Source organism: Aeromonas sp. R2-2 (genome assembly GCF_040908355.1).
GTDB lineage: Bacteria > Pseudomonadota > Gammaproteobacteria > Enterobacterales > Aeromonadaceae > Aeromonas > Aeromonas veronii.
Window position 1 is genome coordinate 1 of record NZ_JBFODQ010000102.1, and the last position, 18,124, is coordinate 18,124.

The window sequence follows — 18,124 nt, forward strand, 5'->3', positions numbered from 1 at the left end:
AGCGGGGCGGTGATGATGGACCAGGCGATACCAAGCCCCAGGGTGGCCAGCTTGGCCAAGCCGGCGATCAGCATCCAGGTACCGGTGACCATGCTCAACCCCACGATGGCCAGCAGGGCATAGCTGATGACCTTGGTCAGGTTCGGGAAAAGATGCGTCCAGCGCAGCACCTCGTTGGCGCCATCGGCAAAGACGCTCATCACGGCGTTGATAGCGGGCAGTACCACCCCGAACGCGGCGGCGCGGATGGCAAACCAGGCTTGCTCGACCCGCTGCCACTGGTCAGTCATGGCGGCGGCCATCTGCTCGGCCTTGCCCATGCCGTGGGTGTTGGCCAGCGCATTGATGTTGGTGGCAAGCCCCTTGGTGTTGGTCATCAGGAGCTTGATCATGCTGACCGCCTCATCCGAGCCGAATGCCTTCTTGAGCTCGTCCCCCTCGGCCACGCTCAGGGTCTCGCCATAACGTGCCTTGAGTTTGTCCAGCATGGTGAGCACCGGCAGCATGTTGCCTGCGGCATTGGTGAACTGGATGCCGAGCGCCTTCTGGGCATTGCCGACGCCTGCCAGAAACGCTTTGAACTTGGTACCGGCCTCGCCGCCACTCATGGTGGCCTGCAGCTGGCCGAGTACCGCGAACTGCTCGTCCATCGCGATGCCGGCGGCGGTGGCGTTGGCGCCAATTGCCCCGAACGCATCGGCCATGCCCTGGCCGGTGGTCTTGAAAAGTTGCACCGCGAGCGCGGTCTTGCCGGCCACATCCTCGACCCAGTTGGCCTTGCCCATCTGCTTGGCCTGCTGCTCGAAGATGCCGTACATGGTGCCCATGTAGTTGGTGATGGTGGCGGTGTCGGCCTTGGTCGCCTTGGCTAGCGTGGTCGAGGCGCGGGTAAAGGCGGGCAGCTCGTTACCTTCGAGCCCCGCGATTGCTGACTGGATATCGTAGGAGGAGCGGACAATCTCGGTGGCCGACTCCCCGTACTGGATAGAGAGTTTCAACGCCTCGCGGCCGAGCGCCCCGAGCACATCCTTTTGCACATCGAGCGAGGCCACCTCCGCTAGCGCCCTGTCCATCTCGATGGCCGGGCCGAGGGCAGACTGGATCGCCATGCCGCCGGCGACCACCGTGGTGGCCCCCATTGCCATGCTGCTCCAGCCCTGACGGCCGGCCTTGCTGACCTTGTCCATCTGGGCATTGATGCCAGCAAGGGGCTTGGTGACCTGATCCACCAAAGCCACCTGCATCATCAATTTTTCCATCCAGGCCATAGGTCGTTATCCGTTGAATGCGTTGGCGATGCCCTCAGCCACTGCAGCGGCGTAGGACTCCCGGGTGTGTCGGTCTAACCAGAGGGCGCGGGCCAGGCTGTCGATATCGTCTTCGTCATGGGGCAGGTAGTGGCGCCGCAGCGCCAGCGCCTGCTCCAGGTGATTGCGCTCGATGGCCTCGGCGCGCGCCGTCAGTTTTTTACGGTGATCTCTAGGTCGGGGGCGAACTGCTGGTTAATGGCGCCTGCCAGCTGCAGCGCCGCGCCCGGGCGTTTGAGCAGCTCATCGAGCGCCTCTTTGCTCTCCTGGCAGACGATCTTTTTCAGGTAGTTGTGGGCCGGCGCTACCTTGTCGCTTGGCATCATGTCGTTGATAAAGCCGTTGTAGGCCACCATGGTGGGGGCGAATTTCAGCTCTTTGCCGGCGACGTCCAGGGTGATGATGGGAGTGGTCATGGGGTGGTTTCCTCTTGTTCAATCCAGTGGTTCAGGGTGTTGATTTGGGTTTGGCAGCGGCGCAGCGCCATCTGCAGGGTGGGGATAAACCGTACGGCGTCGCCGTAGGTGCGCCCCGTGAAATCAGGCTCCGGGCAGTGGGGCACCAGCCCCGGCGGCGGTAGCCGCTTGATGACTTGCGTTTGCACCACGGTCTGGGGCTGGCTGGAGCAGGCGCAAAGCAGCGTCAGGCAGAGGCTCGCGAGCACAGTCCGGGCGGCCCGCCGGCGGCGTGGCCAGCGCTTGTTCCAGTTCATCGGCGGTTTTCCTCTGTTGTTGGTCTAGCTCGGCTAGGGCGGCGCTCTGGGTGCCCAGCAATTTGCGCAGCCCCGCGGCATCGCGCTGCAACGTCACCAGCTGGCTGGCCTGCTGCTCGTTGGTCTGCTGCAAGGTGTTGATGGTCTCGTTGGCGGTGGCCAGCGCCTTGCCCCGGCTCTCCAGCATCCGGCTGCCAAGAAACAGGGCTGCGCCCATCACCAGCACCAGTACCAGCAGCACATTGGAGAGCTGTGCCTTGAAGGTGCTCATGCCAGTACCCCGCCAAACTCGGTGAATTTGGCCTGCAGGTCTGCCAGCTGGTGCTCGCGCTGACCGTAGCCGGCCCCCGGCAGGCTGGCCCAGATGTTGGCGCACTTGGCCACCGCTTGGGGGATTCGTCCTTTAAGCACATCGTCCAACGCCTTGCGCTCGCGAATAAGCTGGATCGCCCAGGTGTCTTGCGAGGCGGGGCCAAAGTCAGGCAGCCCGAGCTGGTCGCGGTAGTGGGTCCAGTGCTTTGACAGGAACTGATAGCGGCCAGCCGCGGTGCTGCTCAGGGTCTTGTTGACCTGCACCAGCACGTTCGGGTGGGTGGCGTAGCTCTCAAAGAACCCCGCCGGATTGACCAGCTTGTTGTATCCGTCATCGCCCCGGTCCTTGGTGCCTTCGGCATAGGCAATCATGTCGAGAAACGCGGCCACCTGCGGGTGGCAGTTACTGCGTGGCATGGTGTTTTTCCTCCTGACTGACAAGGGTCTGAAACTCCCGGCATGTTTGGGAAAACCGCGGGGTTTCCAGCTCCACGCCGACGAAACGGCGGCCAAGCCGCCAGGCAGCCTTGCCGGTAGCCCCCGAGCCCATAAAGAAGTCACCGACCACATCACCCGGCCGGCTGCTGGTGCGCACAATGTGTTCCATCATGGCGGCGGGTTTTTCGCACGGGTGTTTCCCGGGGTAGGCTTGCACCGAGGGGTAAGACCAGACATCTGTAAAGGGGACATCCTTGGTGACGCTGAAAGGGCGGCGCAGTCGCTCATACTCGGCCTTCAGCTCGTCATAACTGGCTACCAGGGTTTGGTAGGTGCGATGCAATCCCTGATAGGTCTCTTTGAGTTGATGATGAGGCTGGCAAAGGGCGTCAGCCTTCTTGGCGAACAGGGCTTGCAAGCGGGCGTATTGTGCTTCGCTTGGCAGGCTCCACTGGCTGCGACCGAACCAGTGCCCGGCCATCTGGCACCCCATTGCCTGGTCGATCTCCTTGTTGGAGATGCCACAGGCCGCTTTGGCTTGTTGGAAGTAGTCGATCAGCGGCTGCATCACCTGAACACGCAGCGTCTGGCAGGCCTGGCGATAGCCGCTTTGTTGCGCCATGCCATGGGCGTCCAGCTGCTCGGCAAAAATGATGCGTTCACTGGCGGGCCAGAAATTGCGCAGGGCGGATTTGTCCGTGCGATTCCACACCCCCGAGGGTTTGGCCCAGACGATGTGGCTCAATACCTTGAAGTGCTTGCGTACCAAGAGTTCGATATCGGCATTGAGCCCGGGACTGCAAAACAGATAGAGCGATCCGTTCGGCTTGAGGATGCGGGCAAACTCGATCACACACTGTTCTAGCCAATCCAGGTAGGCGCTGACGTCTGGCCACTGGTTATCCCAGTCCAGATCTTTTACCCGGAAGTAGGGCGGGTCTACCGCTACCAGATCCAGGCTGTGAGAGGGCATGGTTTTCAGGTAAACCAGCGAATCCGCATTTACCAGCTTGATGCGGTCGTTGATTTTGTGGATATGCATTTGATCAGTCATCACGTCTGTTCACTCCTTCGGTAATTTGGCGTTGAGCCACCGCTCGGCAAGGCCGCGAATAGTCTCAACACCGATAAGGCCTACCATGCCGCCTACAAATCCTGCCGCCTCTCCAGGGATCCCGAACCAGCCAAAGGCACTGATAAATGCCAAGGTGATGGCCCCGCACAAGACGGACTCCAGGAGCCTGCGGCGACCACTGCCACCGCCATAGGTGATGCGTAGCCAAGCCGTTAATACTGCTAACGCAGTGCCATAGACGGTGGGCATGTTGTCCATCAACCAGGCCAGTAGCAGGGCCCAGAGAGTGGGGTCTTTATGGGGCATGGCGTTCATGTCCGTTGCTCTGGTTAGCGGCCCAGCCTCTCAAGGCGGGTCTGACAGGGGACGCACAGCCGCACCCCCGGCACATGTTGACGGCGTGCTGCCGGGATGGGGTCGTCGCACTCTTCGCAGCGGTGCCGGCTCTCCCCCTGGTAGCGCCCTTTGCCCACCTGGTTGGCCAGATGCACGGCCAGCATCCGGGCGGCGTGGCTGTTTGCGCGGTCAATATCGTCCACCTGGCCCCCTTACCCTTTGAGGTGGCGGGTGTCATCATCCGAGAGGTACGGCACGCCATTGATGTGAACGAAGTCGGGGGAGGTGACGATGCCCTTGAGCTTGTGCACCCCCTTGCTTCCCCCTTTGGGGTCGATATCGAGCAGGTCGGCGATCTGCAGCTTCACCCCGAAGGCCTCCACCTTCATGGTTTCGTCGCCGGTGTCGGCGTAGAACAGCACATCGTCCGGTTTCAGCCCGCGCCAGCTGCCGGCCCGTTTGGCGGCATCGCTCAGCAGCTTGAAGTTCTTGGCATCGAGCTCGAACTCGCACTCGGCCGATACCTCGCCATCCACAAAGCCGTCAGGGATGCCGCGGGTCTGCGCCACGGCGCTGCTGTCGGTGATGGTGAGGCTGGCCTTCTCGACGTGCACCATGGTGCCCAGCAGTTCAATGTCGAAGCTCTGCCCTGAAATGCGTCTTGTCATGGGTTAGCCCTCCCCATTGGTGAGGCTCAGATCGAGCATGATGTTGATGGTGATCCCCTTGGGGCAGTCCACGGTGCGGATCACCACGTAGATGGAGACGTGGTTTTTGTCGGTCCACTGGATAGCGATATCGCCATCCCGAGGGGAGGTGATCTCGCCCGGGAACGGCTGGCCGTTGATGGTGGTGGTCCTGGCCATCTCGCGCAGGTCTTTGCCAAAGTAGAGGATGGCGGCGGCCGTGCTGCCCGGAGTGGAGTTGAACGAGCGATCGCCGATACGGGCGATGGCGCGCACCCGCATCCGGCGCGCCACCTTGTAGGCCACCCGCAGGTTTTCGATCACCTGGTAGTCGCCGCCCTCGGCGTCCAGGGTGCGGCCGTCAGCCCAATAGATACCGTCATAGTCCGGGTACCACATCGGCACCGAGTAGCGGTTCTGCTCCAGGGTCTGCAGGGTCGCCAGCGGCAACTCGACCCCGTCCTTGTCCTTGGGCTTGTTGCCAAGGCCGATCAGGGCACCGGTTTTGACCCGGCACGGGGTATCGGCAATGCTCACCGCCCGGTTGCACAGGCGACCGGCATAGGCACCGGCGAGGTTGGGCCACAGCTGCGGCAGCAGGGTAACGGACTCGGCCTTGATGCCATCTTGCAGGGTGACCAGGGCGGCCTCGTAGTCGCTCCAGCTCTGGCCATCCTGCTCGGCGGCATTGATCCCCGCGACCGCCAGCAGCATGAACTGCCAGCGACCCCACTTGGCGATCAGCTCCTGGTTCAGCGCGTGGGCGGCGTTGATCTTCGCCTCGTCCCACTCTTGCCCCAGCACCACCACCCCTTCAAAGGATTGGGTCTTCTGTGCCTCACGGACGGCATCTTTCCAGTCCATGTCGGTGGGCAGCACAAAGGCGGCGGCCGTCCAGTTCTGGCCCGCGTTGGCCATGGCGGCCTGCAGGTTGGTTTTGAGCTCGCTGGCGGGCTCGCCCAGCAGCTTGTCAAAGTCGCTCTGGGTATTGAGGGAGAGCAGCTTGCCGGTATTGCTTGGCGCCGTGCCGACAAACAGCAGGTGGCGCTCGACCTCGGTCACCGGCCCCTGCATCTGGTTCAAGTTGTTGATCTGTACATAAGGCCACATGGCGTTATTTCCCCTTCATCTCTTGCTTGTTGACGTCCCAGCCGTAGTCGATGCTCTGCAGGGCGCGGGCAAAGGCTTGCTCCCGTTGCTTGGCGTTGGCGCCGAGGAATGGGCGGGCAGGGAGCTCAATCTCCCAGCGCGTTTTCACTGGTTCATCCTTGAGTTTCCTGATAAGCAATCCCGCCTGGGCGTAGTTGAGATTGCCGGTGATCCAGCCGAGCGACGCCGAGCGGTATGACCCCTTGCGTGCCCCAGGGCGCTTGAACCCGAGCTCGCGCAGTTTGCGGGCTTGCGCCTTGGTCGCCGGTTTTTGCTTACCGCCTTCACTGGGGGCAATGCGGCGCCGGCTGGCCGCGGTCACCTGATAGGTGTGTCCCTTCTGGTGGGTGTTGGCGATAACCCCGGCATGGACGTTCATCGTCCCCCGTTTGAACCCGAGCTCTGCCACGTCCTGGCCGGGTGCGTGGATCTCCAGCAGTTTGGGCAGGCCGCGCAGCATCTTGCGTTTGCCCCGCTTGCGCGGCGCCCAGGGCTGACCGTTGGGGTCTTGCTGCTGGCGTACATGACGGGCCGCCAGCTTTTTGAGCTCGGCCGCGGCGCGCCACACCAAGCGCTTGCGCTTCTGGGGCGGTAGGGCCAGCAGGTTGAGCAGGTCCTGGCTGCGGCGGGCGTCCAGGGTGATGGTGATCATGCCGGGCCACCTACCTGGTGATGGCCGGTATCACCGACGTTCATGTCGATGTGGTCGGCCACCCAGATCTCATAGGGGGCCACCTGCCAGCACTTGCCGAGCCAGTTGATGGGGCCGCTCGGGTGCTCGATAAGGCGCAGCGGCTCGGTAAAGGCGAGCTGGATCTCGAGGTCGGCACTCTTCTCATCGTTCGGGGTCACCGCGTATTCCGGGTCGGCCAGCTCAAACTGTTCGCGAAACGAGTCGTGCTCCTGCACCCAGGCGGCCACGGCTGCCAAGACGATGGCCGGATCCAGCTCACGAAAGGGCAGTTGTTCAACGATGAACACCGCCTGATAGGTGAGCCAGGCCACGTCCACCCCGGTCGGGCCCATGTTGCGGGATTCGAGGCGGATCGTTCCGTTCTCCATCCAGCTATCGAGGGACTTGCGGCACTTGGCCGGCAGCACCCGGTTGAGCTCGGCGTGGAGGGCGTGCAGGAAATAGCCCTGGGCCTGCTGTTCACTCATCTCTTTACTCATATCAACGAGACCCCCGCGCGGTGTTTGCCTTTGATGCTGCGCACCAGCTGCTGACTCTCGGCCAGCAGCTGGGCCCGTTGTTCCGGTGCCCGCTCGGCCAGGTTGTTGGCAGCCGGCCGCTCGGTGACGCAGGCGAACTCCGGCAAGAGGGCCGCCTTGGCGCGGGCAAACACCGCGGCCAGATACTGCTCGGTCAACGCATTGGTGCTGCCTTGCAGGCTTGGCCCCGGCACCTCGGCGGCACTGGCATAGCCCTCGGCCATCAGCGCAGCCTGGCGCATCGCCAGCTGCAGGTTGATTTCCGAGATGGCCGCCAGCAGGGCGGCGCCGGTGGTTTGCGGGTCAAGGTCGGCAGGCAGGGCGCGGCGGCGTTCAAAATCGGCCACGGCCACATCGGGCCAAAACCCGTCATTGCGGATAGTGGCGGCGCTGTAGTCGATATCCTTGCCTGCAAACATCAGTGACCTCGCTGGTTGAATAGGTGCACCCCTGTAGCCACGCAATTGCCGCTGGGGTCGCCAAAGGTGCTCCATGGCATTCGCGCCGGGGTGCGACGGCGCGGAGAGTCGGTTTGTTATTCGGGATTGAGCACCCGCAGGCGCATGGCAATCTTCTGGCGCAAGGTGTTGACCCCCACCTTGCTGTGCAGCTTTTCTGCCTGGGCCAGCCAGTGGTCGGCCTGCTCCAGGGGGGCGGAGTCCCCCACGGCACTCGGACGCGGCTGGCCATCCTGGTCACGTAGCAGCAGACAGCCCGCGGCCTTGAACCACTTGGCTGTGAGCTTCTCGTTGAGGCGCCAGTCATCTCGTACCTTGTCGAACACCCGGGAGAACCAGGGCTCGACCGCATGGCCCTCGGCCGCTTGCTTCTCGGCCCACTCCAGCACGGTGTCGGCCACAAAGTGGGCCCAGTCCCGCTTGATGTTGCTCGGGGTGCGCTGGCCTTGAGTAATGGCAAGTTCGGCCCAGGCGATGCCAGTGTCGAAATCCCCGACATCGAAGGCCCAGACGGTGAGCAGTTGAAACAGCTCGTTCTGATAGGGCTGACCGGACTCGGCCACGCTGGCCAGATAGCGCTCCACATAGGGGCGGTATTTGGGCATCAGTTCGCTGCGCTTCATGTTCACCCGATCCCCAATGCGGGCCAGCTTGCGCAGGCGAGCGATGTCCTGTTCCAGGGCAATCATCTGCAGGTGCAGGCTGTCCGCCACCGCGCCGGTGGCCATGCCCGTGCAGGCGGCCTGCGCGGCCCCCTGCATGGCTTGCACCCGTTGCTTGTGGCGTTGACCCGGTGAGCTCATGGGTTACTCGCTCGGCGCAGTGGGGGCGGAGCCGATCTCGATGTCGGCCTCTTCAAAGCCGCCATAGGCCAGGTATTCGCCGATGGCGTAGCCTTCCATCCGCCAGTACTGGTTATCGAAGCACTTCTTGTCCTGGTTATCGTCGGCCTTGCGCTTGCGGGTACCGCGCTGGGTGTAGATGTGCAAGTTGTCGAGGGTGGTGACCACCATCCGCTTGCCCGGGAAGAAGGGCGGGATGTAGGCCTTGCGCCCGGCAATGGACTCGGCCAGCTTCTGGGCGGCGATCTGCTCGGTCGGCTTGGTGGCTTCGCTGTAGAGCTTGGCCTGGGCCGAGGCCACCAGGTCGGTACCGACCAGCACGACCAGACGCGGGTCTTGGCGGAACAGCGGATCGATGGTGGTGTTGATAAGGTCGGAGGCCATCTCGTCCAGGGTCTTGTAATCCCCCTTGCCGTCCGGGTCGAAGTGGATCTTCTTGCCAGCCTCGGCCTTGATGATCTGGCTGCCACCGTTCCACTCGCGGGCCAGCTGGTGCCAGCCTTTGTTGACGTCTTCACCCAGCGGATGGGCTTTCGGGTCGGTGTCGTCGGCCGCTTCCACGCCGTTCCAGCCGACGCGCAGCATGTCCAGGGCAAACGCCTTGTTGATGAAATCGCCCACCAGGCGCAGGAACTCGCCTTCGCTGCCCGCATTGGCCCAGACGCACAGGGTCGCCCAGTCGAGCGAGGCACAGGAGTCAGTCTCGGTCAGCTCATAGGTGTTGCCGGCGACGCCGATCTTGCCGTTAAAGCGGCCATCCTTCTTGCGGCCGGTGAACAGCTTGCCGATGCCCACTTGCACCACCTGGCCCTTGATCTGATCTACGTCGAGGCAAGTTATGAGTCCGAGGAACTCGACGGAGGCGAGCAGCGCGGCGCGAAGGCCCGTCTCCACCGGACCGGTGACGCTGAACTGCTTGGCCAGCGCGTTAACGGGGATGCCGTAGGCCTTGGCCAGGGCATTGTTGTATTGCTCCAGGCGCTGCATGGCCTGGACGGTAAGGGTCTGGCTCACGGTCGCTCCTTAATAGACTGCAGGGGTATCGTCACCGCCGAGGGCGTCCGGGCGCTGGCCCGGCTTCTCGACAGAGAACTGGTCGATCTTGCTGTTCAGCTCGCCGAACTTGTCGGTCAGGCTGGCCAGGGTCTGTTCCAGCTTGCTGAACTGCTCGGTGGTGATGCCGGGTTGCTCCCCCACCTTTGCGGGCTCGGTGACCGGTTGGGTGGTGTCGTCGGTGGCCGGTTTGGCGTCCAGCTTGGTGCTGAAGGCATCGATCTTGGTGCCAAGGCCGTTAAGAGCCCCCAGCATCTGATCGAACTGTTCTGGTTTCATTTCCTCATCCTCGGGTTGGCTGGGGGGAGTCGTGGGCGCTTGCTCGCCATGACTGGCCAGGAAGCTGAAAAACTTGGCGATCAGGCCATCGGCCTTCTCGTGCTTGGGTAGCTTGAACATGGAGAGGTCCAGCGGCTCGCTGGTGCCAACGGTCTGTCCCTTGTTGCTGTTGCTGAACTTGAGATGGGTGGTGCCGGTGCTGGCGGGCTCATCGGTGACGCCAAGGCCCAGCAGGTAGGTACGCCCCAGATCGGCGAAGTTCTCGAAGGGTTCGATGGAGCAGAACTGGTACTGACCGTTCTGGTTGTAGTAGATGAGATCGCGATTCGGACAGAGGATGGCGAACAGCTTGAGCTTGCCATCCACCTCTTCGGTCTTGAGCGCCTGCACCGTGCCATAGCTGGACCAGCGATCGTGCTCGGGCCAGATGACGGCGGTGTAATAGGTCGGATCGTAGGTCTCGGCCATGTCGGTGAGCCAGTCGCGGGTAATATCCCGCCCATCCACCGCTTTGCCTTCGGTGGCGATACAGACCCAGCCAGTTCTCAAGGTTGATTCGTTCATGCCTGCTCCCAATAGATGCGGGGTCAGGCTATCGGGTCGGCAAGGGGGTTTCATCCAGTTGTGTTCGTGGCGATTCGGATCCAGTGGGATATCCGAATTGCGTGGAACATCAGTGAGATAAGCAAGGGGAGGGGCTGGCTATGATGGCGCCATCATTCACCTGATGGAGGCGCCGTGGCGTATCCCGAAGAGATCCGCAATGCCGCGCGGGGACTCTACCTTAAACGATGGACACCCCAGGAGATCAAGGACGAACTGGGGCTCAACTCCTGCCGTGTGGTCTACTTTTGGGCCGAGAAGTACGGTTGGCGCGATCTGCTGACCGAAGAGGCGGTGGAGGATGCCATTGCCCGCCGGGTGCAGTCGCTGCTCGGGCGGGAGAAGAAAACCAGCGCTGAGCTGGACGAACTGGACCGACTTATCGGCCACCATGTCAGCCTCAAAGAGAAGGCCATCAAGTGGGCCGAGCGCCAGCAGGCCATCAAGGCCCAACGTGAAGTAGGAGAGGAACCCGCCCCGCAGCGAACCCCACGGGGGCGGGGTGGCCAGGATGGTGGCAGCAAGGGCGGCAAGAAGGGCAAGAACGAGGTCAGCCACCTGACGGCCGATGACTTTGCCGAGTGGCTGGGTACCCTATTTGGCTATCAGTTGCGCTGCCGGGAGGCGAAGAACGACCCGACGCTACCGCGTACCCGCAACATCCTCAAATCCCGCCAGATCGGCATGACCTACTACTTCGCCGGCGAGGCGCTGGAAGATGCGGTGCTCACCGGTGGCAACCAGATATTCCTGTCAGCCACCCGCGCCCAGGCGGAGGTGTTCCGCTCCTATATCTGCAAGATTGCCCAGACCTTCCTCGGTGTCACCCTGACCGGTAACCCCATCGTCCTGTCGAACGGGGCGGAGCTGCATTTTTGCTCCACCAACTCCAACAGCGCCCAGTCCCGCTCCGGCAACGTCTATATCGACGAGTATTTCTGGATCCCCAACTTCGAGAAGCTCTCCGACGTGGCCAGCGCCATGGCGACCCAGAGCCGCTGGCGCAAGACCTACTTCTCGACCCCATCGAGCAAGGTGCATGAGGCGTACCGGTTCTGGACCGGGGATCGCTGGAAGGGCCAGCGCCCGAGCCGGGTGGCCATCGACTTCCCTGGTGAAGATGACCTGCGCGACGGTGGCCGCGTCTGCCCCGATCGGCAGTGGCGTTACGTCATCACCATCGAGGATGCCCTACGCCTCGGTTGCCACCTCATCGACATCGAGGAGCTTAAAGACGAGTACCCGGAGGAGGTGTTCGACCGCCTCTACATGTGTCGCTTTATCGACGATGCGCTGTCGGTGTTCAAGTTCCAGGATATGGAGCGGGCAGGGGTAGACCCCAGCCGCTGGGAGGACTACAAGCCCGGACGGCCCGACCCGTTTGGCCGGCGCGAGGTGTGGCTGGGTTACGACCCGAGCCGCACTCGCGATAACGCCACCCTGGTAGTGGTTGCCCCGCCCATGGTCGCCGGCGAACGGTTCCGGGTGCTCGAGAAGCACTACTGGCGCGGGCTCAACTTCCAGTACCAGGCGCAGGAGATAGAGCGCATCGCCAAGAAATTCCGGGTCACGTATCTCGGGGTCGATGTCTCCGGCATTGGCGCCGGGGTCTATGACCTCTTGAAGCCCACCTTCAAAGGCATATGCCACCCCATCAACTACAGCATCGAGAGTAAATCGCGGCTGGTCCTCAAGATGATCGACGTGGTGGAGGCGAACCGCATCGAGTGGGACAGCGCGGATCGGGATATTCCGCTGGCGTTCCTTGCCATCAAGCGCAGCACCACCGGCGGCGGTCAGATGACGTTTCGGGCCGCTCGGGACAATGTGACCGGTCACGCCGACGTCTTTTTTGCCATCGCCCACGCCGTGGCCAACGAGCCGCTCGATACCACCCGCAAACGAAAATCCACCTGGGCAACCAGCCAGGAGAGAAAGGCAGCATGACCAAGCGACACAAACCCCAACCAGCTCGGGCGACCACCCCTGCAAAGAGCGCGGTGGCGTTCAGCATGCCGGAGGCCATCGACCCCACGGCCTGGATGACTGATTACACCGGGGTGTTTTACAACCCCTATGGCGAGTATTACCAGCCGCCTATCGAGCGCAAAGGGCTGGCCAAGGTGGTGCGGGCCAATGCCCACCACGGGGCCATCCTGATGGCGCGCCGCAACATGGTGGCGGGGCGCTTTACCAACCTGCGCACTACGGTCACCGCCTTTGCCCACAACTACCTGCAGTTCGGGGACGCGGGGCTGCTCAAGCTGCGCAACGGGTTTAACCAAGTGGTGGGGCTGCTGCCGCTCTCCAGCGTCTACCTGCGCCGGCGCGAGGATGGCTGCTTTGTTTACCTGCAGCAGGGCAAGCCGCACCTGATTTACCGACCGGATGATGTCATCTGGCTAGCCCAGTACGACCCCGAGCAGCAGATCTACGGCATGCCCGATTACCTGGGCGGCCTGCAGTCGGCCCTGCTTAACCAGGATGCCACCCTGTTTCGGCGCAAATACTTCCTCAACGGCGCCCACATGGGCTTCATCTTCTACGCCACCGACCCGAACATGGATGACGACACCGAGGAGGAGATGAAGGAGATGATTGCCAGCAGCAAGGGGGTGGGGAACTTCCGCTCCATGTTCGTCAACATCCCGGACGGCAAGCCCGATGGCATCAAGCTGATCCCGGTGGGGGACATTGCCACCAAGGACGAGTTTGCCGCCATCAAGGGGATCACCGCTCAGGATGTATTGACATCACACCGCTTTCCGGCAGCGCTGGCCGGCATCATTCCGACCAATGGTGGGGGAGGGCTCGGGGATCCCGAGAAGTACGATGCGACCTATGCCCGCAACGAGGTGCTGCCGCTGTGCGAGCTTATCCAGGATGCCATCAACAGCGCGGGACTCCCTCGCTCCCTCTGGGTCGATTTTCGGGAGAATATCGGTTCAACTGTATAAACAAACAGTGTTTGCTGTGGCAAGATAGGCTGTTGATTTGGATAGAAAAGGGGGCGTAATGCGGGTTTATTGCAAAGTGTGTGGCCAGCGGGGCCGCATTACCAAAACCAACCGGCTGAGCGAGGATGTCTCGGATCTCTACTGCCAGTGCACCGATGCCGAGTGTGGCCACAGCTGGGTGGCCACCTTGTCGTTCGCCCACACCCTAAGCCCCTCGGCCAAGACCACCAACCAACTGGTGCTCAGCTTGATGGGGTCACTGACGCCAGAGGGGCGGCAGTTGGTACTGAAAGGACTGGGGGCGCAATAGCGCCCCGCCTGAAAGCATTAAAGGAATTGCGCACTAAGGCAGTGTAGACAAAACACCGGTTTGAGACCGGTGTCAGGTGATAACTAGATATGTAGACTTGGGGGACGGTAGTCAGGATCAACCAAATGTCTTGCTTAGCTCTTTCAGCTCACTAGCCCGTCTGAGTAAATGTTCGCTGGTGTTACTAACCTGGCATATTTTTTTACTATTTTCATTAGAGAATGATGATATGGAGTTTATATTTCTGCTTATTTCTTCTATGACAACCTGTTGTTGTGCTGCAGCCGAAGATATCTGATGTGAAAGATCAGATACTTTATCAATTTCAATGACAACTTTATTTAAATTGTCTGAGCTTTGACTGGTGCTTACAAGGCATTCATTCGTCCTGGTTACATTCAAGTTCATCATGTCCTTCCACTGCCCAAGTGTACTCTGAATATGTCCAATACTACTCTGAATTTGCTCAGTAGCTTTGTGTGTTCGAGTTGATAAGTTGCGAACTTCATCAGCAACAACAGCAAAACCACGACCTTGTTCTCCGGCTCTTGCTGCTTCAATAGCTGCATTTAGTGCCAAAAGATTGGTTTGATCTGCGATACCTTGGATTTCAGACATGATCGAGCCAATCCGATCTGACTCATTAGATAGAGATAAAGCAGATTCAAAAGCATTTTTTGCTTGAATAGCTAAATCGGAAATATCTGATCCTACAGCTTGCAGCTGCTTATTTGTCATAACGCAGTGACTTCGAGCATTCTCAATCTGACTGTTGCTGTCCTGAATGTTTCGGCTTATTTCTTCTGCTGCCGAAGCCATTTGTGTTACCGCGGTAGCTACTTGTTGGATCTGTAAATCCTGGGCAGTTATATCGTTGCTTGCTGATGACGCAGAACCACGAAGTTCATTTGCCATAGTTTTTAATGAAAATGTTGCATCGTCCACGCGCCCAAGCACTGTACGTATTCTGGCTTGCCAAAGCTTTATGTGGAAATCTGCAATGCTGTGTGGGGAATCACCAGAAAAGATGAGGCGACTAATACTATCGTAATCTTTTTTTAAATCATTTAAAAAGCTGGGGGTTAACAATAATTGGTGACGGTTCAACATGATGGCCATTATCAAGGGCATTATTATAAAAAGAGATTGCACTGGTGGTAACAACCAGACGATACCAGCTATACTGATCAGCAATAGAAGGGGACTTAAAAAGTTTAAATTCCTCCAACCTAATCTCAGTACTGATTTTGAATTTTTTTCATTGGAAATTAATTCTCTGTATATCATTTCTGCACGCTTTTTATGCTCAGGGTCTGGTTTGCAACGTACAGATTGATAGCCTGATACTCTGCCATCCTTATAAATGGGGGTGACATATGCGTCTACCCAATAGTAACCACCATCTTTACAACGGTTTTTTACTATACCTCGCCATGGTTTGCCCGATTTTAGATTACTCCATAAGTCAGCAAAAGCAGCTTTAGGCATATCTGGGTGCCGCACCATATTGTGATGTTGGCCAATCATTTCATCCAAACTGTAACCCGAGACTTTGCAAAAATCTGGGTTAGCGTATGTAATATCACCTTGTAGGTCAGTAGTAGATACAAGCTGTGAATTTTCAGCCACTTCTACTTCATGATCTGTAACAGACTCCATTCTGTGTTTCATATGAGCATCCCGTTTAGATATATATTTTATCGTGAATCGAACGTGTGTTCATTTAAACGGCTCTTATTGACGGTGAAACCATCGTCAATAAATTGCCAGATTACAAAACACTTGTTCAAAAAATATAAATTTCGAATTCATTTACTTAAGCTGGTACTTTTAACAACTATTATGCAATAGCTACGCCTTAAACAATTTAATGTGTTCGTTCGGCTCCTTATTAATGAGGTTTGAAATAATATGATACTCGTTTGCTCCTGCAGTTAAATTTATGAAGTTCTCATAATAGAGCTCTGCCAGCGGCAAAGCTCTCTTTACATGAGCCTATTCAATATCATGATTTTTTTGTCTAGATTATTCTTGATAAAAGCAGATTATATATCTTGATACTGTAGATAGATGGCGTGAAATGCAGATTTACTCTGAATAGCCGCAGCAACACACTCAGGATCAAGATGACTACCTGAAATCTCTACCAGATATGTAAATGCTTCATCAAATGACCAGGCTTGTTTGTAAGGGCGTTGGCTACTCAGGGCATCGAATACATCAGCTACGGCAACGATGCGTGCTTCAAGGGGAATTGCATCTCCTACTAATCCCTCTGGATATCCCGTACCGTCAAAACGCTCATGATGGTATGCAATGATATTTTGGAGCATGTCAGTATGATGTAGGCCATCTAGATCAAACTCGCAGATCATTTTCGAGATGATGACCTTACCTTTTATGGTATGGGTCTTCATTACATCGAACTCTTCCGTAGTCAACTTACCTGGTTTCCGTAAGATGGCGTCGGGGATAGCAATCTTGCCAATGTCATGCAGGCCTGAGAAGCGGTAGATGAATTCAACATCCTCATCAGTCAGGTTGTGAGTTGAGGCCAGAGCTTTGGCTATAGTACGAGAATACGCCGACATTCTGAGTAGATGGTTCGCAGTCTCTTCATCTCGATAACGGCTGAACTCCAATGCTGTGGCTAAAGCACTTCCGAGTATCTTGATGGTCATAAACTCCATAGCGATGACACTGGACAGCATCTGAGCATAGGAGGAGAGTTCGCCTTGAACATTCTCATCAAAATAGTTTGGCTCTATAGCATCACAGAACAGAAACCCGAAGAGCTTATTATTGAACCACAATGGTTCGGTATAACTGGAGGCATAACCTGCAGCTAGCAGTTTGCGATTGTTCTCAGAATCAGGGTCCTGAGAATGTTTCAGATTGTCGATGACTCTGTGTTGCTTGTGCTCAGCGAGATGCCGTAATGAGGGAACATCGCTTAATTTTGCCTCGTATTGCAAAAATGGCGAATGGCCCTCAGTCGTGCTAGTAGCGAATGTCTTGAGCATATCGGTGCGTTGATCATAAATCGCAACGGACACCTGCCCTAACTTGCTTAAGTGCGTCTTAAGATGTACATGCATACTCTGTAATCTTTCATCAAATGAGCCATCCATAGCTATCCCATCCTCACTATGAAAATCAGGTGTAATGTCATTAGCCTTTCTGTGTATAACGGATAGTTGATAAATATGTAATTTGAAAGTGGAATTGCTTTTTTTTGTAGATGAAGAATGATGAAATTGCATAATGCATTGTAATTATAGGGTTTTGTGCGGAGCTGGATTCAGTTCAGTGAATACCATCTCCATACACGGTGATGAATGACAGCATTGCAGGCTACGGCATGTTGCTTTCCCTGCTGCTGTTCTCCCACACAGGTTCCTGAGCTACTATAGGATGGAGTTCATCCTATGAACCAAGCGGTGGTACTTTTACCAACTGACAATTAGGGCATCGGTGCTCTGGTAGTAGTTCCTACCTTTACCTCCCACGCTTATTCACTGTATCCGTTCTGTTTCTACATCCACTCTGGCGCATCCAGCTCCTCCAGCACACGCCACATATCTGACTGATAGGGCTGGGGCAGCATCTCGATCCAGCGGTGCGCCCCGGTGTGGCCTTGTGCCTGGTAGACCTCGCCGCACAACTCAACCAGCATCGGCCAGTCCGGATCGCCTTCCGGCACTGCGTATTCATCCGGCAGGTCCTGTTCTATTGGCCCCAGGCCCTCTGGCATCCAATCTGGTTCGCTTGGTAGCGATCGACTTGACTGCAACTGTCCGTTCTCCAGCCAAAGGGTGAAACCGTCAGCCCTTACACTGGCGCCAGCCCGCAAACGCCCGATAGAGAAGGGCGATAACCCCCATTGCTCCCTCATGATCTGGTCTGTGAAGGCATCAGGATCCGGTAGCGTACAGTTATTGTCAGAGCTCCAAGGTGCCGGGCTGTCGCCCGTCTTAACCCCAACCCCCCTCGCTGCAGCCTCGGCGGCTTTCCTGGCTTCATGGGTGCCGGCAGGCACAATTTCCCACCCTTGCAGGCGCGTCTTGATACCCAGGCGAGCAGAGGTAATGCCCATCAGGCGCTTGATGTCTTCGCCATAGCTGTTGGCTTGCTCTTCGATGAGGTGGGCCAGCTTGATGGGGTGTTCGGCACGGGTCGCCAGTGCGCCACCCATGGCGTGCAGGTAGCAGCGAAAGATGCCGTTATCTGCGGCAAAGCGGGCTGCCTCAAAGCGCGGGTCTTGCAGCACGGGCTTGGGTGGGCCTACCAGATCGGCATGCTTCTTGGCGTTGCTGATGCGGCGCAGCTCGCGCCATACCCCGACCGGGGCGCCGCCGATCTGCTGGAAGGTGCGAATGCCCCACCAACTGGCCC

Annotated in this window: 21 protein-coding genes and 1 pseudogene; 3 read left to right on the plus strand and 19 right to left on the minus strand. The window is 58.3% G+C overall.

Annotation, left to right across the window (positions count from 1 at the left end):
• From AB5Z09_RS21655 to AB5Z09_RS21730, 16 genes are all read right to left on the minus strand, one after another.
• A partial coding sequence (locus tag AB5Z09_RS21655) for a phage tail tape measure protein (RefSeq protein WP_368196231.1) occupies positions 1-1,268 on the minus strand: 1,268 nt, incomplete at its 3' end.
• A 191-nt stretch (positions 1,269-1,459) separates the two neighbouring features.
• On the minus strand, positions 1,460-1,723 hold the full coding sequence (locus AB5Z09_RS21660) for a putative phage tail assembly chaperone (RefSeq protein WP_029299933.1): 264 nt from the start codon (positions 1,721-1,723) through the stop codon (positions 1,460-1,462).
• Complete coding sequence (locus AB5Z09_RS21665) at positions 1,720-1,914, minus strand: hypothetical protein (protein ID WP_260392951.1); 195 nt, start codon at positions 1,912-1,914, stop codon at positions 1,720-1,722. Before AB5Z09_RS21665 ends, AB5Z09_RS21660 begins: the two co-directional genes overlap by 4 nt.
• Entirely contained in the window at positions 1,847-2,290 is a 444-nt protein-coding gene (locus AB5Z09_RS21670) for a hypothetical protein (RefSeq protein ID WP_368196215.1), read from the minus strand. The genes AB5Z09_RS21665 and AB5Z09_RS21670 overlap by 68 nt, the downstream gene beginning before the upstream one ends.
• Complete coding sequence (locus tag AB5Z09_RS21675) at positions 2,287-2,748, minus strand: glycoside hydrolase family 104 protein (RefSeq protein ID WP_368196214.1); 462 nt, start codon at positions 2,746-2,748, stop codon at positions 2,287-2,289. Before AB5Z09_RS21675 ends, AB5Z09_RS21670 begins: the two co-directional genes overlap by 4 nt.
• Positions 2,735-3,823, minus strand: a complete 1,089-nt coding sequence (locus AB5Z09_RS21680) for a site-specific DNA-methyltransferase (RefSeq protein ID WP_368196211.1) — start codon at positions 3,821-3,823, stop codon at positions 2,735-2,737. The genes AB5Z09_RS21675 and AB5Z09_RS21680 overlap by 14 nt, the downstream gene beginning before the upstream one ends.
• Before the next feature lie 9 nt (positions 3,824-3,832).
• Positions 3,833-4,150, minus strand: coding sequence for a phage holin, lambda family (locus tag AB5Z09_RS21685; RefSeq protein ID WP_075115611.1), 318 nt, complete (start codon positions 4,148-4,150; stop codon positions 3,833-3,835).
• 23 nt (positions 4,151-4,173) lie between these two features.
• Complete coding sequence (locus AB5Z09_RS21690; protein ID WP_368196210.1) at positions 4,174-4,383, minus strand: TraR/DksA family transcriptional regulator; 210 nt, start codon at positions 4,381-4,383, stop codon at positions 4,174-4,176.
• Positions 4,384-4,392: 9 nt separating this feature from the next.
• Entirely contained in the window at positions 4,393-4,848 is a 456-nt protein-coding gene (locus tag AB5Z09_RS21695; protein ID WP_108570475.1) for a phage protein, read from the minus strand.
• A gap of 3 nt (positions 4,849-4,851) precedes the next feature.
• Positions 4,852-5,976, minus strand: coding sequence for a DUF2586 domain-containing protein (locus AB5Z09_RS21700; protein WP_368196208.1), 1,125 nt, complete (start codon positions 5,974-5,976; stop codon positions 4,852-4,854).
• A gap of 4 nt (positions 5,977-5,980) precedes the next feature.
• A complete protein-coding gene (locus AB5Z09_RS21705) occupies positions 5,981-6,667 on the minus strand; it encodes a phage virion morphogenesis protein (protein WP_368196205.1) in 687 nt (228 codons plus the stop codon).
• The gene (locus tag AB5Z09_RS21710; RefSeq protein ID WP_075115557.1) at positions 6,664-7,176 is read right to left on the minus strand and encodes a phage tail protein; all 513 of its coding nucleotides are present in this window, start codon (positions 7,174-7,176) and stop codon (positions 6,664-6,666) included. The genes AB5Z09_RS21705 and AB5Z09_RS21710 overlap by 4 nt, the downstream gene beginning before the upstream one ends.
• A gap of 8 nt (positions 7,177-7,184) precedes the next feature.
• The gene (locus tag AB5Z09_RS21715) at positions 7,185-7,646 is read right to left on the minus strand and encodes a head completion/stabilization protein (RefSeq protein WP_368196203.1); all 462 of its coding nucleotides are present in this window, start codon (positions 7,644-7,646) and stop codon (positions 7,185-7,187) included.
• Positions 7,647-7,762: 116 nt separating this feature from the next.
• Entirely contained in the window at positions 7,763-8,488 is a 726-nt protein-coding gene (locus AB5Z09_RS21720) for a terminase endonuclease subunit (protein WP_368196202.1), read from the minus strand.
• A gap of 3 nt (positions 8,489-8,491) precedes the next feature.
• A complete protein-coding gene (locus tag AB5Z09_RS21725; RefSeq protein ID WP_368196200.1) occupies positions 8,492-9,541 on the minus strand; it encodes a phage major capsid protein, P2 family in 1,050 nt (349 codons plus the stop codon).
• Positions 9,542-9,550: 9 nt separating this feature from the next.
• Positions 9,551-10,423, minus strand: coding sequence for a GPO family capsid scaffolding protein (locus AB5Z09_RS21730; RefSeq protein WP_368196198.1), 873 nt, complete (start codon positions 10,421-10,423; stop codon positions 9,551-9,553).
• Positions 10,424-10,597: 174 nt separating this feature from the next.
• On the opposite strand from AB5Z09_RS21730, the gene AB5Z09_RS21735 reads away from it, so the two are divergent.
• Genes AB5Z09_RS21735 through AB5Z09_RS21745 form a run of 3 tightly spaced genes read left to right on the plus strand, consistent with a single transcriptional unit; the run spans position 10,598 to position 13,729 of the window.
• Entirely contained in the window at positions 10,598-12,409 is a 1,812-nt protein-coding gene (locus AB5Z09_RS21735) for a terminase family protein (RefSeq protein WP_368196241.1), read from the plus strand.
• Positions 12,406-13,419, plus strand: a complete 1,014-nt coding sequence (locus AB5Z09_RS21740; protein ID WP_368196243.1) for a phage portal protein — start codon at positions 12,406-12,408, stop codon at positions 13,417-13,419. Before AB5Z09_RS21735 ends, AB5Z09_RS21740 begins: the two co-directional genes overlap by 4 nt.
• A 58-nt stretch (positions 13,420-13,477) precedes the next feature.
• The gene (locus AB5Z09_RS21745; RefSeq protein ID WP_368196245.1) at positions 13,478-13,729 is read left to right on the plus strand and encodes an ogr/Delta-like zinc finger family protein; all 252 of its coding nucleotides are present in this window, start codon (positions 13,478-13,480) and stop codon (positions 13,727-13,729) included.
• A 117-nt stretch (positions 13,730-13,846) separates the two neighbouring features.
• Here AB5Z09_RS21745 and AB5Z09_RS21750 read toward each other — a convergent pair whose 3' ends face one another.
• The 3 genes and pseudogenes from AB5Z09_RS21750 to AB5Z09_RS21760 all read right to left on the minus strand — a co-directional run.
• Complete coding sequence (locus AB5Z09_RS21750) at positions 13,847-15,400, minus strand: methyl-accepting chemotaxis protein (protein WP_368196248.1); 1,554 nt, start codon at positions 15,398-15,400, stop codon at positions 13,847-13,849.
• 374 nt (positions 15,401-15,774) lie between these two features.
• A complete protein-coding gene (locus AB5Z09_RS21755) occupies positions 15,775-16,860 on the minus strand; it encodes an HD domain-containing phosphohydrolase (RefSeq protein ID WP_368196250.1) in 1,086 nt (361 codons plus the stop codon).
• A 404-nt stretch (positions 16,861-17,264) separates the two neighbouring features.
• Positions 17,265-18,124 (minus strand): annotated as a pseudogene (locus AB5Z09_RS21760) (replication endonuclease); the annotation flags it as partial.

Bases quoted from the DNA above. Each gene is read 5' to 3' on its own strand.
- AB5Z09_RS21710 (WP_075115557.1), bottom strand. From the start codon at position 7,176: ATGAGTGAACAGCAGGCCCAGGGCTATTTCCTGCACGCCCTCCACGCC.
- AB5Z09_RS21715 (WP_368196203.1), bottom strand. From the start codon at position 7,646: ATGTTTGCAGGCAAGGATATCGACTACAGCGCCGCCACTATCCGCAAT.
- AB5Z09_RS21750 (WP_368196248.1), bottom strand. From the start codon at position 15,400: ATGAAACACAGAATGGAGTCTGTTACAGATCATGAAGTAGAAGTGGCT.
- AB5Z09_RS21755 (WP_368196250.1), bottom strand. From the start codon at position 16,860: ATGGATGGCTCATTTGATGAAAGATTACAGAGTATGCATGTACATCTT.
- AB5Z09_RS21705 (WP_368196205.1), bottom strand. From the start codon at position 6,667: ATGATCACCATCACCCTGGACGCCCGCCGCAGCCAGGACCTGCTCAAC.
- AB5Z09_RS21685 (WP_075115611.1), bottom strand. From the start codon at position 4,150: ATGCCCCATAAAGACCCCACTCTCTGGGCCCTGCTACTGGCCTGGTTG.
- AB5Z09_RS21740 (WP_368196243.1), top strand. From the start codon at position 12,406: ATGACCAAGCGACACAAACCCCAACCAGCTCGGGCGACCACCCCTGCA.
- AB5Z09_RS21675 (WP_368196214.1), bottom strand. From the start codon at position 2,748: ATGCCACGCAGTAACTGCCACCCGCAGGTGGCCGCGTTTCTCGACATG.
- AB5Z09_RS21720 (WP_368196202.1), bottom strand. From the start codon at position 8,488: ATGAGCTCACCGGGTCAACGCCACAAGCAACGGGTGCAAGCCATGCAG.
- AB5Z09_RS21695 (WP_108570475.1), bottom strand. From the start codon at position 4,848: ATGACAAGACGCATTTCAGGGCAGAGCTTCGACATTGAACTGCTGGGC.
- AB5Z09_RS21700 (WP_368196208.1), bottom strand. From the start codon at position 5,976: ATGTGGCCTTATGTACAGATCAACAACTTGAACCAGATGCAGGGGCCG.
- AB5Z09_RS21730 (WP_368196198.1), bottom strand. From the start codon at position 10,423: ATGAACGAATCAACCTTGAGAACTGGCTGGGTCTGTATCGCCACCGAA.
- AB5Z09_RS21680 (WP_368196211.1), bottom strand. From the start codon at position 3,823: ATGACTGATCAAATGCATATCCACAAAATCAACGACCGCATCAAGCTG.
- AB5Z09_RS21745 (WP_368196245.1), top strand. From the start codon at position 13,478: ATGCGGGTTTATTGCAAAGTGTGTGGCCAGCGGGGCCGCATTACCAAA.
- AB5Z09_RS21670 (WP_368196215.1), bottom strand. From the start codon at position 2,290: ATGAGCACCTTCAAGGCACAGCTCTCCAATGTGCTGCTGGTACTGGTG.
- AB5Z09_RS21660 (WP_029299933.1), bottom strand. From the start codon at position 1,723: ATGACCACTCCCATCATCACCCTGGACGTCGCCGGCAAAGAGCTGAAA.